This window comes from Spongiivirga citrea (assembly GCF_010671565.1).
GTDB classification, from domain to species: Bacteria; Bacteroidota; Bacteroidia; order Flavobacteriales; family Flavobacteriaceae; genus Spongiivirga; species Spongiivirga citrea.
This window is the reverse complement of sequence record NZ_JAABOQ010000008.1, coordinates 1-17,664: the sequence shown is the minus strand read 5'-3', so window position 1 is coordinate 17,664 and position 17,664 is coordinate 1. Positions and strand designations below refer to the sequence as shown.

The following is a 17,664-nucleotide window of genomic DNA, read 5'->3' as shown; positions in this document are numbered from 1 at the left end:
GCTTTAAAATATAAGACGCACTTTTAAAGGTTGCGTCTTTTTTGTGTCTGAAAATCTGATAAAAGAAAGGTATATAAAGAGGCATCGATACTATCCTTCATGATTCGGGATCACTCGCCCTGAAAGATGAAATTTATCGACTGAATCTTTTTACTTCCTAATCCTAACCGATCGGAGTATTGCTTCTAGCTCGAGCATAAAATTGCGCTTCTCTACAGAAGGCGCAAACACAAAACCCTCTAACACCAATTGACGATTGTTAATGTCATCATGTATAATATAGTTTAAGAAAGGTCCCGCCATAAAATCACCTTTCACTTCCCAAGTTCCTCTAGTTTCTATGGTAGGTTTGTTATCTAATATCGCATCAAAAACATATGGTGCATAAGCCTCTTCAGTGATCATGTGTGTATTTTCAAGTCGACCCGGAATGAAAGAAAATCCGATAGAATCACGCATTCTAATAATTTCTCCTACTGCTGCTGAGTCTTTATATTGAATAAAGCCTTTTGGCAACTCGTAAATTAAAATATTCTGGCTACCTTCTTTTATTTCTTTTTGAAGCCACATGAAATTATCCTCTTTTCGCTTTGTTTCATAAAGAGAAGTCAACAGCATATCAATATTAAATGTCTCCGAAACATCCGATTTTTCATAAGGAGTCCCTCTAAAGCGACCCCAACTTTCTTTTACATCATTCTCTTTAAAAGTTTCAATGATCTTTTTCTGTTGTGCTTTTAAATTTTCAATAATCTTTGCCTCAGTCGTATCAATTACATAAACCAATTTTTGAGGAGAGGCATTTTTATCTTCGCTAATACCAAAGGTGACATTCTCTCCTTTTTTAATGATTAGTGCATTGCGGTAATTTTTGGTATAACCAGTAAATGCACTACTTGGCATTTGCAAGATTGAAAAAACAGGTTCTACCTGAGGAAGTCCAATTGCTTCGGCAGCAAAAATATCGCGAACCACATCTCCTACTTTCCCTTTCCAAAGGTCGTTCTCAATAACAACTGCTAACGAGCCCATTCTCCCATACGAATTTGGTAATAAATCCTTCTTATCCGTTTTACTAACACATCCTGAACATATGATTAGGGATAGTACTGCAAGTCCGATTTTTTTCATCTGTATAAGTTAAGGTTTTCCACCAGAAATCTTCAATTTCATCCCTGGTTGCAAATTGCTACCACTAATATCGTTCCAATCTTTAATATTTTGGATAGAAACTCCTGGAAATTTTTGAGAGATGGTCCAAAGAGAGTCTCCTTCTTCAACAACATAAGTAGTCAGATTAGTAGGGTCTATTGGTTTAGACTTTTTTCGTGTCTCTGGCTTAACAGCAGCAAATCCAGGTTTTCTAGGAAAAATGGTAAGGCGTTGTCCTATTTTTAGATTGTTGCTTCGCATTCCGTTCCAACGTTTAATATCTCGAATACGGACACCGTATAAATTTGCAATTTTACCTAAATAATCTCCATTTCTAACCCGATAGCGAATACGTTTATTTAGTTCCTGTAATTTTGGTAAGGGTTTTTCTCGCTTTGCATTTTCTGCTTTTGCATAGGAATAAATAGAATCTTCATTGGCTACAAATCTCCCAGAAGCATGTTTTGGTAATCTCAAATAGTAATTCTTGCCTTTAACAACAGGAATAATATCCAATTTATAAGATGGATTGAAAAACTGAAGTTCTTCCTCGGGAATATCAGTCACTGCTTCAATTTGATCGAAGGTTATAAGTTGCTTTATATGAAGTGTATCAGTTTCGAAATAAGGTGTGGTTAATTTCTGAGGTTGAATTCCATGCACATCGGCATATTCAAAAATATACATCATTGCTAAAAAAGCAGGAACGTAACCAGCCGTTTCCCTAGGTAGATATCCCCTTAAATTCCAATAGTTAGTTCGACCTCCCGATCGACGTATTGCTCTTGATACATTACCTGGGCCCGAGTTGTAAGCGGCAAGTGCTAAATCCCAATCATCAAATGTCTTGTTTAGTGCTTTTAAATACTTACATGCAGCCTCCGTCGCCATAATAGGATCACGGCGTTCATCAACATAACTATTTACATCTAGTCCAAACTGCCGACCTGTAGGATACATAAATTGCCAAAGTCCTGTAGCTCCAACTCGAGATCGTGCTCTCGGATTCAAAGCCGATTCTACAATTGCCAGATATTTCATTTCTAATGGAATATCATAATTATCCAATTGCTGCTCGAACATTGGGAAATAAAACTGACTCTTAGTAAGCATTCGTTGTAAAAAATCGGATTTCTTGGTCAGAAAAGTATTGATTACCCTCTCAAGACCTGGGTTGTATTCTACATTAAAAGGTGTTCGCTCATTTAATAATGCGAGTCGATGTTTTAAAGTATCGGTTGGCAAATTAGGATTGACTACACTGTTTTCATCTTTAGAAATCACATCAACTAACTGGTAATAATCCGATTCTCGTTGTAATTGCAGCCAAAGGCTATCATATTGATATGCCTTTTCATAATCGCGAAATCCGGCAATACTCTTGGTAGTAATAACCTTTTTATCAATGGTTAATACCTCAAGTTTTTCCTTGTTTTGAAGTAAAGAATCAACTGAGCTTTCAATTTTTATGGTTTCTGGTTTTGTGGGAATGGAATCTTGCTGACCAAGGCTTAAAGAACAGCTTAACAGGGTCAACACATAACATAAATACTTCATCTACACGCTTCTTTTTTAATCATCATTATTATGCTCGTAGTTTTACTAACGCTCATTAAGGCTAAAATCGTGTTTTTTAAGTAAATTTTAAAATCACTTATTGTTAAATGCCATTATTTTTGAAGAAAGGTGTAACAATCGTCTTTTCAGTTCATCTTTACAGTATCAATTAAACAAAAAACGAATAGAACTTATGAAAAAAATAACAACCATTGCCTTTAGTCTAATTACCCTAGGCTTATTTGCACAAAACCCTAAAGAGAAAAATGTAGGTGACTTTTATGATGTAAAAGTGTTTGATCGCATTGAGGTGAACTTGGTAAAATCGGATGAAGAAAAAGTAGTTATTTCTGGGCGGGATGCTGATGATGTTGAAGTGATTAACAAAAATGGAAAGCTAAAGATCAGAATGCAGTTTGAAAAGATCTTTGATGGTGCAAATACTTTTGTAGAAGTACACTATAAAGACATTGAAATAATAGATGCAAATGAAGGCGCGGTTATCGTTTCTAATGAATTAATAGAACAGTCGTTTGTTCATTTAAAAGCGCAAGAAGGCGGAAAAATAAAGGTTGGTCTTGACGTCGATCGCGTTGAGGTTAGATCGGTTACTGGAGGAATTATTGAAACCTCAGGCACCTCTAAAACCCAAGAAGTTACTTTAAATACAGGTGGTGTATATGAAGGTAGGGATCTAAGAACAAAAAAAACTAAAATTACTATTAGAGCGGCGGGAGAAGGTACAGTAAACGCAAGTGATGTTGTTGATGTTAAAGTACGAGCTGGTGGTGATGTTGATATTTATGGCAATCCAGAAACTGTAAATAAAAGCACTTTTTTAGGAGGCCGTGTTCGCGTGAGAAGTTAATGTAACATCGCTTGATATTTTCAAATATTATACTAATAAGGTGTAGTTTTAGACAAATGACTTATTTTCGTTTAAAACTACACCTTTTGCATGGTTGATGATATTTTAGCAGCGATTCCTTGGGGGATTTTATTGGCTTTTACAATAGGGCCAGTATTTTTTGTGCTGCTAGAAACGAGCGCTATAAGAGGATTTAGAGCAGCCTTGGTTTTTGACATCGGGGTTATTTTTGCTGATATTGTATTTATTTTAGTTGCTTATTTAAGTACCAATCAAATTCTTGAAAAATTAAAGGATGATCCGGCTTTATTCATTTTTGGTGGAATATTGTTATTGGCATACGGTGTTATCTCCTTTATAAAACTGAATAAGGATTATAAAAAAGCGGAAGATGAAACCGCTATAAAGATTGATAAAACCAATTATTTTAGTCTTTTTTTCAAAGGCTTTCTACTCAACTTCATAAACATTGGTGTACTAGGGTTCTGGCTTGGAGTTATCATCGTATTCGGGCCTAAATTGAATATGGATTCTAATCGAATCATCACCTTTTTCGCCACTATTCTTCTATCATACCTGGCTATCGATATCCTAAAAATTCTGTTGGCAAAGCAACTTAAAAACAAACTCACCAGTCATCGCATATATAGGGTGAAAAAAGTCATCAGTATTATACTGGCTATTTTCGGTATTGTATTGATAAGTCAAGGCTTATTTCCTGGTAAGAAAGAACAAATGCAACATCTTATCGAGGAGAAGATTATTGATCCAATTAAAAATAACTAAGCGGTATTCAGTAAAAAAAGAAAACCACCAGATAATTATCTGATGGTTTTGTTCTTGAGGCGCCGAGTGGATTCGAACCACTGTGTAAACTCTTGCGGAGTTTAGCCTATCCTATTTCAGCCACAACGCCTTATTTTTATTGCAAATATCCTTATTTAAAACGTTAAAAACCATATTTAAAAACTGAAACTTAAAAATGGCTTTTTCGCTTACATATATAAAACAACTAGGAGTGAAAATACCCTACCTAAATTATTATAAAAATTTTGAGGCGCCGAGTGGATTCGAACCACTATGTAAGTTCTTGCGAAACTAAGCCTAGCCAATTCAGCCACAGCGCCATTAAAATTGGAACATTTAACACATAAAAAAACCTTCAAGTATTGAACACTTAAAGGTTTTTATTGGAGGCGTCAAGCGGATTCGAACCGCTGTAAAAGCTTTTGCAGAGCTCCGCCTAGCCACTCGGCCATGACGCCCTTACAAGGGCTGCAAATGTAATATAAAATCCCAAAATGTACAATAAACCTAAACTTCAAATAAATGAAGTTTTCAATATTCGGTAAATGGAAGGTATACAGGTTTGTTTTATAGGTTGAAGATATAGTACAAAAGATGTAGTCTCTAAAAAATTCCGTTAAATTTCACGTTTCTTAGTCATTTTTATTGTGACCTTTTCAACATTCCCTCCAATAGGTGGGTTGATTTTTGATACCCAAACAGTCGCCTTTTTAACTAAGTCGCTCTCATTCAAAATTCTAACTAAAATTCTATTAGCAACTTCTTCTAATAATTTAGAGCGTATTGCCATTTCATCTTTTACAATTTGATTTAGTAATACATAGTCTACTGTATCTTTTAAATTATCTGATTGGGCTGAAGTACTCAAATCGGCCTCTACTTCAAGATCTACTCTATAGTCCGATCCTATTTTGCCTTCCTCGACCAAACAGCCATGATATGCATATACTTTTATGTTGGTAACTTCAATTACACCCATTCTTCAATTTTAGTTTTCAAAAGTACGAAGACCAAAGCTTAATTGTATATATAGAATTAGTATGCTTTATCCCTAATCTTCAATCTAAAAAGAATTTACACAGTCATCTAAGCCAGAATTATCTTAATTTCGATAAAAAAGATTTGAATACTTTTCTAATCAGAATTGCTTGTTTTTTAGCCCCATCTTATGTGCTTAAAATGGCCTATAAAAAAATGGCATTCCCCCAGATTAAAAAACTACGCCCACATGAAGTCGAGGTCTTATCAAAGTCAGATCAGCAGATAGTTAATTTCAATGGTATTGCCCTTAAAACGTATCGCTATCCCAATTCAGGCCCAAAAATTTTCTTAGTGCATGGCTGGGAAGGTCATGGAGGTAATTTTTCTGATATTATTGAAAAATTAGTTCTTAAAAATTATCACATTTTTACTTTCGATGCACCTTCACATGGGAGCAGTTCTGCTTCAAAAAATTCCATATTCGATTTCCCTGAATCGGTTCAATTTTTACTTGAAAAAGAACGTCCTGATCATATTGTTAGCCATTCTTTCGGCGCAGTGGCAACAACCTTTGCTTTAAACAATAAGCCTGAAATATCCATTAAAAAATATGTGCTACTCAGCAATCCAGATCGATTTATTGATCGCATTAATTTTGTTGCTGAGCAAGCTGGTATCACCGAGCGCTTAAAAAATAAATTGATAAAGAAGGTTGCAAATGAAACTGGTCAAGATTTAAAGTTATTGAGTGTAAGCAATTTTGTGCAAAATGTTTCAGTTGAAAAAGCCCTGATCATTCACGATAAAAATGACAAAATTCAACCACAGCGCGATCCTGAAAATGTCAATAAAGTTTGGGACATTTCTAGTTTGGAGATTATTGAGGGAACTGGTCATTTTAGAATGTTACGTACTCAATTTGTAATTGATAGAATAATTATCTTTATCCAAGAATAGACTTTTTCTACAATGTTAAAGTTTTCATAGCTGTTAGGGATTTCTTGTATTGAGTTGTTCTAGTAGTAGAAAAGCCTAGTGTTTATGCGGTATTTGTGCAGTTCATCCGTTTTTATTAACGTTGACCGAAACCGCAAAACGAAAATTGTAGTATTAGCGTTGTTAACGTAATTTTAACGAGCTTATTAACGTCCCCAAGTAAATGAAAATTAGCCCCTTGTCATTTTTTGGTGTTTTAAGGCATTTTTGTCATGCTATAAAACATTCAAAAATTTTAAAATACACAGCTTTTTTGTTGTGTGTTTTCTTTGTATCCCAGGGTTTTTCCTTAAAAAAAACAAACACTACAACCAAATTAGATAAACCAGTTGCATCAACTACAATGATGTTTATGTGTCCGGATGACGCTGACTGTGATGGTGTTTTAGACGGTGTCGATATTGATGATGATAATGATGGGGTTCCTGATACTGAAGAGTGCGGAACCTTCCTTTGTTCTCAACCAATTATTAATGAAAGTTTTGATATTCAAAACCCTCCGCTGGCAACACGCTGGCGACCATATCAGGAATCTCAAATTCCTGGTTGGTTAACTACAGCATCTGACGGGCGCATTGAAATATGGGTTGATGGATTTTTAGGAGTTCCTGCCTCTGATGGAACTCATTTAGCCGAATTAAATGCCAATCGCCCCGGGGCTTTATATCAAGAATTATGTTTAACTCCTGGGACTGTTCTTGACTGGTCTGTTGATCATAGAGGACGAGCTGGAACCGACGTGGCAAGAGTACGAATCGGAGCTACTTTAGCCACGGCAACTACTCAAGTTGTTATGACAAGTCCACGTGGAAGCTGGACTTCATATAACGGCACATATACCGTACCCGCGGGCCAAAATACTACCTTTTTCTTATTTGAAGCTGTTAGTACCGCAACAGGTTCGTTATCGGTAGGTAATCTTATTGATAACGTTCAAGTTAATGTTACAAGTACACCAGTTTGTGATGATGACGATAAGGACGGAATACCTAACAGCTTAGATATTGATGCCGATAATGACGGTATCATGGATATTGTTGAAGCTGGTGGCGTAGATGCTAATAATGATGGTCGAGTAGATTATCCAATACCAGGAGACCCTACAAGTATGATTGATGCTGATGGTGACGGACTAGCAGATGCTTTCGACAACGTTGATAGCGGATCAGGAGCTGGTGAAGTAACCTCTGGCACCCCATTACCAAGTCCTGATAGTGATCTAGATGGATTGGATGATTTATATGATATAGATTCTGACAATGACGGAATTATTGATAATATTGAAGCTCAAACAACTGCAGGTTACGTTCCGCCAACCGGCTTAGATGCTGACGGAGATGGACTTGATAATGCATACGACATTGATTCTGGAAACCCAGTATTAAATCCCGTGAATACTGGAGGTAGCTCGCTACCCGATTATCAAGACACTAATAGTGACGGTGATATTGAAAATGATAATATTGAGGGCTACGATACCAACAACGATGGTGTTTCTGATACTGTTTTATCTGGAAATGATTCTGATAATGATGGCTTGGATGATTCATTTGATACAGTAGATTTAAATATCACAGGAGTCAATAATGGAAATAACGGTGGCACAGTCCCTACTGATTTTCCTGATGTTGACACCCCAGGAAATGACCGCGATTGGCGGGAGTATATTGTAAGTCTCGAATTATTAAAACGGGATATTTTTAATGATGAAAATGGTGATGGTCGCGCTCAAGCGGGTGAAACTATCAGCTACATTTTTACTGTCGCTAATACAGGGGATATTGAAATCACAGATATTTCAATTACTGACCCCATTGTAACAGTAATGGGAGGTCCTTTAGCTTCTCTAAATGGCCAGACAGTTGATAATACTACGTTTAATGCAACATACACAATTACAACTGCTGATTTGGCTAATGGAAATGTTACCAATACGGCAACATTAAATGCTACTGGTCCTGTTGGAGAAGTATTAAGTGACGCCTCTGATGATCCCGATGAACCAGCAAACATAGACCCTGATACTGATGGTGAACCTGATGATCCCACGGTTTTTACAATTGATTCATTTGAGCCAGAAATAAGAATGATAAAAACGGCAGAAAATACTGCGGGGACTATAAATCTAGATGGTGGAAGTGTAAATTTAGGAGATCAATTCAATTATGTTATACGCTTACAAAACATCGGAAATAATAATGCAAATAATATAATGCTAAATGATGTCCTTCCTGTTGGATTGGACTTTGTTTCATCTAGCTTTCCGGCTACTACCTACAATAGTGCAACGCGAACAGTTAGTGTTAATGTTAATGCAGCAACGATGCAGGTAGGAGACCCAGAGTTGGTAATTTATCTTACTGTACAAGCATCATCTGAATGTACCGATTTTAGAGATGCATGTGCCGCTGTTTTAGAAAATCAATCCTTTATTTCATATAGGGGGCAAGGTACTTCGTTTGAAGTAATAAATCAGGGTAGTGCACCCAGTCTTGCAGCCTACAATACAAACTCTCTAGGTCCAGTATCAGTAAATGTCGACCTAGCATCATGTACTTTTGAAAGAGATGAGATTATTTGTAACAACAGCTTAACTATTTCTGCTGGTAACGGGTTTACAAATTACGAATGGCGTGATGCAAGTAATATGGTTGTCGGAACAACACAATCCATTACCGTAACCGCACCTGGTCAATTTACAGTCACTAAAACGAATACGCCACCAAATACATGTCCTAATGATACGGAGGTGGTTAATGTAATTCCTTTTGGCAGTGATCCTCATCCCCTCGCTGCTTTTGTATCTGATTCTGATATCGATGTCAAAACATGTGCTAACGATGGCTCTCAAAAATATGAAGTGTACTTATGTGGTGCTTCAGCAACAAGGTTACTAGAAACAAATTTTGTAAATATTCAAAGTATTCAATGGCAACAATTAGATGAAACAAGCTGTACTGCAAATACAAGTCAAGGTTGTGCTACTTTGGATTCTTCTTGTACCTGGAATACACTTGCGAGCACAGCCAATTTTACAGTAAGTAACGAAGGCCAATACAGAATGTTGGTTACTTACCCAAATGGTTGTTTTAGGTTTTTCTACTTTGATGTTTTTAAAAATCCGTTAGATCCTAATCCAGTTTCTGAAAATATTATTTGTGGTAATCCTGGTAGTATCACCATAAATGGTGTAGGCACCAATTACGAATTTAGTATCGATGGCGGAACCAACTGGCAAACAAGTAATACATTCTCTATTGCTACAGCAGGAACCTATGATGTATTAATAAGGCAAATAACTGCTCCTATTTTTGGTTGTGAATTTGAGGAAAGAGACATAATCATTATTGAAGAAGATATTAGTGTAGACACTTTCATTACTGATGAAGTTTGTAATACAAATGGAAATATTCGTTTTCAAGTAAACGGAATAAGTCCTACCTATATATATACACTTTCTCAGGGCGGAAGTACTGTTGGAACATTTGGCCCAACATCTGACAACGATCACACCTTTGCCAACTTGGCTCCTGGAGATTACGATGTAGTTATTACAAACGCGGATGGCTGTTCGTACAACAATCCGAATCCGATTACGGTAGCCGATTACCCAAATTTCAGTGTGTCAGCTGCAACAACACAAAATATTACCTGTCAAGATGGGGAAATAACGGCAACAATTACTGGCGGTGTAGGTCCTTATAATTACAGTATCGATGGTGGCACTACTCAGCAAATAGGAAATACATTCCCAATTAACACTGCTGGAAATTATACAATTACTGTCGAAGATGATAATGGCTGTATTGCGACTAGTAATGTAGTTAACGTTCAACAGCTAGCGCTGCCAACGGTAAGTTTCACAAATAGCGATGTGGAATGTTTTGGACAAAACACAGGAGTGATACAAGTAGATATAGCTGCAGCCAATGGCTATTCATTAGATTATAGTATTGATAATGGTGCAACATATCAGGCTAGTAATATTTTTCCAGGATTATCTGCTGGGAATTATACGATAATAGTAAGAGCATCTAACGGCACTGCACAATGTCCACAGACATTTATGCAAACAATAAATCAGCCAGCAAGTGCCATTACTGGCTTAGCTTCTGTTACACAGCAATTAGATTGTGATACTGGTACCAACGATGCTATTATAGAAATTCAAGCTGCGACTGGTGGCACGGCACCCTTACAATATAGTATAGATGGTGTAACTTTTGGGAACAATCCAATTTTTGAAAATCTTGGTGCAAGCACTTATAGCAACATCACTATTAGAGATGCAAACGACTGTAGTGTTGTGCTAAATTCGGTTACAATTAACCCAAAAAGCGAAATAACAGATATTGACTATACCATTTCGGCCCCTCAATGTAATGGGTTAAATGTTATTGATTATGATATTACAATAACTAACGTAACAGGTGGTTCTGCTTTTGTAGATACGCCACCAGTTGGTTCAACACTTCCACCTATCCCAGATCATTTTAATTATGAAATAATAGCTGGTCCTTCGGGAGTTGGTACAATATTAACAGGTGGAGATAACGTATTTACTGATTTACCATCGGGTACATACACCATTAGAACTACCGATGCGAATAGTTGCTTCTACGATGAAAATATTACCATTGTTAATACCCCGCAAATAAGTCTTACCACAACTAAAACGAACGATATAACTTGTCTTGGTAGTGCAGATGGAGCATTCAACTTTACTGTTAGTAATTCGACTCAATATGACTACACAGTTACTGGCGGTCCAACTGCTGTTACCCCAGGAAATGATATAACAACCAATACTCCTATTAATGTAAACACATTAGAAGCTGGCACATATACAATTAATGTTTCTGATGATGCAACAGGTTGTACTACATCGACAAGTGTGACGATTGATAGTCCTCCTGCTATATTAGAATTTGATCCTACGACTCCCGTAGTTACAACCCCAATTACTTGTTTTGCCCCTAACAATGGTGGTACTGCCAACATCAACGTACAAGGCGGTTGGGGAGCTTATCAATATACGCTTACCTATCCCGATCTTACTACGGTAGTTGGGCCACAATCTAGTAATTTATTTACGGATTTAGATCAAGTTGGAACCTATCGTATAACTGTTTCTGACGCTAATAGTTGCATCATTTTAAGAACTTTTGACCTAGATCCAGCCGTAATTCCTACAATAAATATTGATCCTACTTCAGATCTTTGTTATGATGGGATGAATCAGGCATCGATAACTGTAAATGCGACCTCAACAAGAGCCGGAGCAACTTTTACTTTTAGAGAAGGTACAGATCCTTTTGCAACCGGGACGACAGCAACAAGTAATACCTTTAGCAATCTTGCTCCTGGTGCTTATACATTCTTTGTACAAGACGATTTAGGCTGCGAAAGCAGTGTGAGCTTTACAATTGAACCTCAATTAACAGCAATAGCGGTATTGACAAAAGACTTAGATTGTACCGCTAGTCCTGATGCGCTTATTACCGTTACCATTGCAAACGGATATCCAGACGGAGGAGGAAATTACTTATACGATGTGATTCGTGATCCTTCGGGTACTGCTACCGTCGTAACTGACGATGCTACATCTGCAGGGACAAATATCGTAGCTAGTTTAGGTGCTTCGGGAGAATATAGAATTGACATTTTTGATGCTCAAGGCTGTGTAGCTCAAAGCAACTTAGTAACTGTAACACCAAATAGCCCCCCAACTTTTAACACCCCGGTTGCAACAATTACAGATGTAGCTTGTAATGGAGAAAATACAGGAGTCTTAGAAGTAAACCCAATGACGGGAAATGGTCCTTTTGAGTATCAACTTGATAATGTTGCTGCAACTTTTAATAGGCCTTTCCAAAATAGTAATACATTTAGCGCACTGCCTGCCGATGATTATATTATAACAGTTAGGGATGCGAAGCAATGTATTGTTGCCTCTGCCACTCAAACTGTAGGCGCAAATACTGCAATTGCTTCAAATAGCGCATTTACTGATATTACATGTAATATTTCAGGAAATGTTCTAGGTACAATAAGTGTCGATGCAACAGGAGGTAATACAGGAACCGAGTATATATACACCATTACTGAGCCTGTTTCTGGAACCAGCGATACACATGATACCACTACAACTCCAATTGGAGATAATACACATACTTTTCCAAATTTAACATTTGGAACCTATACACTTAGAGTTACAGATGATTTAGGTTGCGAATTCACGGAAACAATTACGATTGGAACTGTCCCAAATGTATTGGTAACGACATCTGGTGCTGCTGGTTGTTTACCAGGAAGCGGCAGCATGTTAGTACAGGCTGATGCTCTTGGCGGAACCATTGGTTCGGGGCCCTATTTTTTCTCTCTTTATCCAAATCCAAATCCTGTTCCAGGAGCTGGGTGGAACGCAGGAGTGCCTGGGCTTTTGGTAACAGATGGTATAACCCCAACTGAAGAGTTCAACTTTACGGGGTTAGATCCTGGAGTAACTTATACATTCATAATATCCGATGTCAATGGGTGTCAATATTTTGAGACTGCCACAGTTCCTGTTTCTACGACTTCAGGAATTACGGTGAACCCAATTATTGCAGCAACTGATATAACCAATGTAAGTTGTTTCGGTTCAAGTACAGGTTCAGTTGAAATTACATTAGGAGGAGTTTATGCAGGCAATACAACATATCAAGTATTTAATTCATTTACCGGAGCTCCAGTTATAGGCTTAACGAATACAGTGGTAAGTCCGGGAACATTCACAATAAACAACATTCCGACAGGTGAATTTTATGTTCAATTTACAGAAGATGCCTCTGTTCCTGCTTGTGTTACTGCCTCAGAGAATTTCATAATAAATGGCCCCGCAGCACTTTTAGAAGTATCAGGGACAGTAACCTCCAACGATGATACTTGTTCAGCTACCGAGCAAGGGCAAATTACCGTACAAGGACAGTTCGGTATTGGGCCTTATGAATATATTATTGAAGCGGATCCTTCACCAGCACCAATTGTAACCCCTTTGGATACTGATGTGCGTTGGAACACACAAACAATATGGGATAATTTAATTGGTGGAGACTATGTGGTTTGGGTAAAGGATGCCTCAAATTGTATTCAGCAAGCCGCAGCATTAGTAAATGTGCCTACTGATCTTGCTCCTGTAATCAATCCTACCATTGTTAACGCCTGTGCCATCGAAGGTAATTTTGCTATTAATGTTGCATTGACTACGGCTGGAATTCCACCATACCAAGTAAGTTTAAACGGAGGAACATTCCAAAATCAAACAATACCATATAATATTACCAATCTTTCTTCAGGCGCTTACACAGTAAATCTTAGAGATGCGAACGGTTGTGAAACTGGTAATATTCCTGTAAATATTATAAGACCACTTGCACATCGTGCTGAAGTAACGCAACAGCCATCATGTACCAATCCAGGGAATTTACCGGTTTTAGATGATGGTGTCATTACAATGGTTCCTGATGGAGGCTCTGGAGCACAAACATATGAATTATGGGATGCTGCCAATACAACACAAATTGTGGCTGGTATTATTATTAACAATGTTGCCAATACCATTTCAAACGTATCTCCGGGAAGCTATACCGTACGGGTAATTGATGCAGCTGTACCTAATTGCACTCAACCTATACCAGTAACATTAGAATCTCCAGAAATACCATCATTAAATGCATCGGTTGTAACCAATGTATTATGTAATGGTGAGTTAACAGGAAGTATTACGGCTCTGCTTAATTTTGCACCACCGGCACGATTAAATCCCGGATATCAATATGAATTATACGATTCTGAAGCAACCTTCAATTCTGCTTTACAGACTTTAAGAACAGGACCTCAAAATAGTCCGACTTTTTCCGGACTGCCAGCTGGTTTTTACCGAGTGCGTATTGTTTCAGGGCGAGGTTGTGAAGCATATGATAACATTCAAATTACAGAAACTAGTCCGATCACAGCAGGAGTTACTGTTTCTCCATTTGTATGTAATGCGGCTAATGACCCCGGGCTTTCAACGGTTACCGTAACGGGTGCTGCTGGAGGGACGGCCTTTACTCCAGGAAACACATACTTATATAGTTTTAATGGAAGTAGCTTTAGTTCGTCAAATACTTTTGACATTCCTTTTGCAACCGCCGCACAAGAAATTGTTGTTTTAGTGCGCGATGTGAATGGTTGCGAACTTATAGTCGACGATGGCGATGCAGATGGTACTGTGGAAATTCCTCCACTACAAAAAGTGAGCGCGACAATTGCCAACCCAACGGCGAGTCAATTAAGTTGTACAGCTACAGAAGATATTGTTATAACCATTGCAGATGGTAGCGGAAACTACACAGTAACTGAGCAACCTTCAGGAACTATTATTGGCACACCCGGAAATATTCAATTAAATAATCCAGGCTTATATACCTATTTAATAGCAGATAATACAACAGGTTGTACTGACGTTGTTTCTTATACAGTTAACCCATTTGATGAAGGAACTGTAACCGCAACTACACTAGACAATGTAAGTTGTGACGGATTTGCCGATGGCGATATTCAAATTGATGTTCAGGGATATGCTGGCAACTATAACTTCACAGTAGTTGATAATATGAGTGGAATACCAGTGGCATCACCAAATGCAACAGGTGCAGGTGTTGCACCAGGAACAAGAGATATTTTAGATTTACCGGCTGGTTCGTATCGTGTGGAAATAGCGCAGACTGGATTCCCAAATTGTAATCCAGTGAGCTCGGGCTTGGTTAGCATTGCTCCACCACCAGCACCATTATCAGTAAATGCCACTAGAACTAATGATCCTAGTTGTGTACCTGGTAACGATGGGCAAATTACAGCAACACCAAGAGGTGGTTGGGGAATGTATGAGCTTCAACTAGAAGATCCTGCTACTCCAAACGTAGCCGTTTTTGGTTATGATTTCGCATCAAACGGAAATAACCTTGTATTTTCTAATCTTCCTTCTGGTGATTATGTTGTGCGGGTTCGTGATGCTAACGGATGTACTGAACCACCTAGCAACATTGTTAACATCCCGGTAGTAAATACAATCACTGCTTCAGGATCTGTAACAAGTCCTCTTGTATGTTTTAACGATACCAATGCACAAATAACAATTACAGCTAGTGGCGGAATCGGTACACCATTCAATTATATTTTAAATAATGTTGATACTGGAGTAAGCCAAGCTGCACAAAGCAGTAATATATTTAATGATCTTATACCAGGTAATTATACAGTAACGGTAACTGATGGTTTTGGTTGCGATGCAACCACAGCTATAATACTTGTAGCTAACCCTATAGAGGTTACTTCGACCTTGATTACACTAGATCAGGTTACCTGCTTAACACAAGGGCAAGTAAGACTTTCTGCGTTTGGTGGTACCGCTCCTTATGGGTATAGCACTAACTCAACTGGTCCATTTACCCCAATGACAGGAAATCAGGTAGATATTAATGTATCTGCAGGAACCTATCAATATTACATTCAAGATACAAACAGCTGTGTTTCCAACGCATCAACTGAAATTACAATAGAACCAGTTACACCACTTGATGTAACACTTAATACTACCGAAAGCACTTTGTTTGTTAATTGCGTTGGGGAATCTACAGGAGTCATTAGTGTTGATGCTAGTGGCGGACTTGGTAACAATATGTTCGAGTTATATGATGTAGATCCCGCTACAGCTGGTGCAACTGCTATTCAGGGGCCGTTTACTCAAGGTGTCTTCAACACACTTCCTGCAGGTAATACCTATTACGTTAGAGGAATAAGTGGCGATTGTGAAAGTGTATTGGGTCCAATTGAAATTACAGAGCCATTAACTCCAATAATAGTTGATGATCTAATAGTAAACAATATTCAATGTAATGGTGATGCTGATGGATCTGCTGAAATTCAAGTTAGTGGAGGTACACCTCCTTATACCTACATCATTTCTTCTGATCCTTTAAGAACGGTAACGAATCCGCTTTTTGAGGGGTTATCACCAAATCTTGCGGGTCAACAATACACTATTATCGCTACAGATAGTCGAGGTTGTTTTGTGGAACGTTCCTTTACAATAACTGAGCCTGTAATTCTTGAAGCTGTACTAGTAATTGATAATCAAGAAATATGCGTTGAAGATGATAATGCATCAGTGACAGTAACTATAACTGGTGGTACTGCTCCATATAGTATTAGTGTAAATGACGAAAACGGAACCTATAGTCCAATTACAGGCAATACAGCAACGATCGACATGCAAGATGGAGATCAGTCTTTTACGATTTACGTACAGGATGTTAATTTGTGTAATGCTTTTAGCAATACCGTAACGCTAGATGCACCAGTAGATCTTACTACAAGTACAGTAATAACGAACTATAATTGTGATCAAACCTATGATTTGACTATTGATGTTGATCCACAGTACGCTAGTGATGTTATGTATTCTATTGATGGAGGCATCAATTTCCAAATGAGTAATTTATTTGCAAATGTTCCTTCTGGTAGCACTTATGCACTACAAGTATTACATGCATCTGGATGTGCTTATGGTGACGATGAAACTTTTGAAGTGACTTTAGATGTTTTTGCAGATCTTGACATAGCGGTTCAGCAAAGTGGTATTGATGAATTTGTAGCTCAAGGTATTGATGGCACTGCACCATTCGAATATAGTATAGATGGCATAACATTTGTGAGGGATAACGTATTTAATGTGACTAGTACTGGAAGCTATACTGTTTATGTTAGAGATGCTATTGGCTGCGAAGCGCAAACAACAATAGAATTTGAGTATATTGGTGTGATCGTTCCTAACTTCTTTACCCCCAATGGAGATGGACGAAATGATTACTGGATGCCAACTGGGTTGGAATTCTTCCCTAATGCCCAAATCAAAGTATTTGATCGCTACGGAAGATTAATGAACCAGTTTAGAGGTGACTTTAATCCTGGTTGGAATGGTATTTATGAAAATACAGAATTACCTTCAGGTGATTATTGGTATGTTATAACATTAAATGATGGTCTGCGCCCCGATATAAAAGGCCATTTTACATTATACAGATAGCAGATGATGAAGAAATTAACCTACATTATTTTATTAAGCGCACTTGGTTTCGCCTCCAAATCGAAAGCCCAAGAGTTCAACTTACCCTTAAACAATCAGTATCTAGCTGATAATCCTTATCTCATTTCAGCAGCCTTTGCGGGTATTGGTGATTGTTTTCAGGTACGACTTAATGGTGTAAGCCAATGGGTGG

Annotated in this window: 8 protein-coding genes and 3 tRNA genes; 5 read left to right on the top strand and 6 right to left on the bottom strand. The window is 37.8% G+C overall.

Annotated elements, in window-relative coordinates; genetic code table 11:
- Window positions 1-150: 150 nt before the first annotated feature.
- Window positions 151-1,131: a DUF4837 family protein gene (locus GWK10_RS16905; protein ID WP_164033584.1), complete on the bottom strand. Its 981-nt coding sequence runs from the start codon at window positions 1,129-1,131 to the stop codon at window positions 151-153.
- A gap of 9 nt (window positions 1,132-1,140) precedes the next feature.
- The gene (locus tag GWK10_RS16900) at window positions 1,141-2,709 is read right to left on the bottom strand and encodes a LysM peptidoglycan-binding domain-containing protein (protein ID WP_164033583.1); all 1,569 of its coding nucleotides are present in this window, start codon (window positions 2,707-2,709) and stop codon (window positions 1,141-1,143) included.
- A 193-nt stretch (window positions 2,710-2,902) separates the two neighbouring features.
- Here GWK10_RS16900 and GWK10_RS16895 point away from each other — a divergent pair, with 193 nt between their 5' ends.
- Entirely contained in the window at window positions 2,903-3,577 is a 675-nt protein-coding gene (locus GWK10_RS16895) for a head GIN domain-containing protein (protein ID WP_164033582.1), read from the top strand.
- A 90-nt stretch (window positions 3,578-3,667) separates the two neighbouring features.
- Window positions 3,668-4,363 carry a LysE family translocator gene (locus tag GWK10_RS16890; protein WP_164033581.1) on the top strand — a complete coding sequence of 232 codons (696 nt, stop codon included), beginning with the start codon at window positions 3,668-3,670 and terminating at the stop codon, window positions 4,361-4,363.
- A gap of 57 nt (window positions 4,364-4,420) precedes the next feature.
- Here the strand turns inward: GWK10_RS16890 and GWK10_RS16885 are convergent.
- From GWK10_RS16885 to folB, 4 genes are all read right to left on the bottom strand, one after another.
- Window positions 4,421-4,493, bottom strand: a tRNA-Cys gene (locus GWK10_RS16885).
- 139 nt (window positions 4,494-4,632) lie between these two features.
- Window positions 4,633-4,704 (bottom strand) — tRNA-Ala (locus tag GWK10_RS16880).
- Between the two features lie 64 nt (window positions 4,705-4,768).
- A tRNA-Cys gene (locus tag GWK10_RS16875) sits at window positions 4,769-4,842 on the bottom strand.
- Window positions 4,843-5,000: 158 nt separating this feature from the next.
- A complete protein-coding gene (gene folB / locus GWK10_RS16870; protein WP_164033580.1) occupies window positions 5,001-5,363 on the bottom strand; it encodes a dihydroneopterin aldolase in 363 nt (120 codons plus the stop codon).
- A gap of 215 nt (window positions 5,364-5,578) precedes the next feature.
- On the opposite strand from folB, the gene GWK10_RS16865 reads away from it, so the two are divergent.
- The 3 genes from GWK10_RS16865 to GWK10_RS16855 form a co-directional block, all read left to right on the top strand.
- Complete coding sequence (locus GWK10_RS16865) at window positions 5,579-6,322, top strand: alpha/beta fold hydrolase (RefSeq protein WP_164033579.1); 744 nt, start codon at window positions 5,579-5,581, stop codon at window positions 6,320-6,322.
- A gap of 391 nt (window positions 6,323-6,713) precedes the next feature.
- Window positions 6,714-17,471, top strand: a complete 10,758-nt coding sequence (locus GWK10_RS16860) for a T9SS type B sorting domain-containing protein (RefSeq protein WP_204263164.1) — start codon at window positions 6,714-6,716, stop codon at window positions 17,469-17,471.
- A 3-nt stretch (window positions 17,472-17,474) separates the two neighbouring features.
- Window positions 17,475-17,664: type IX secretion system membrane protein PorP/SprF (locus tag GWK10_RS16855; protein ID WP_239540788.1), on the top strand; the 190-nt coding region annotated here is incomplete at its 3' end.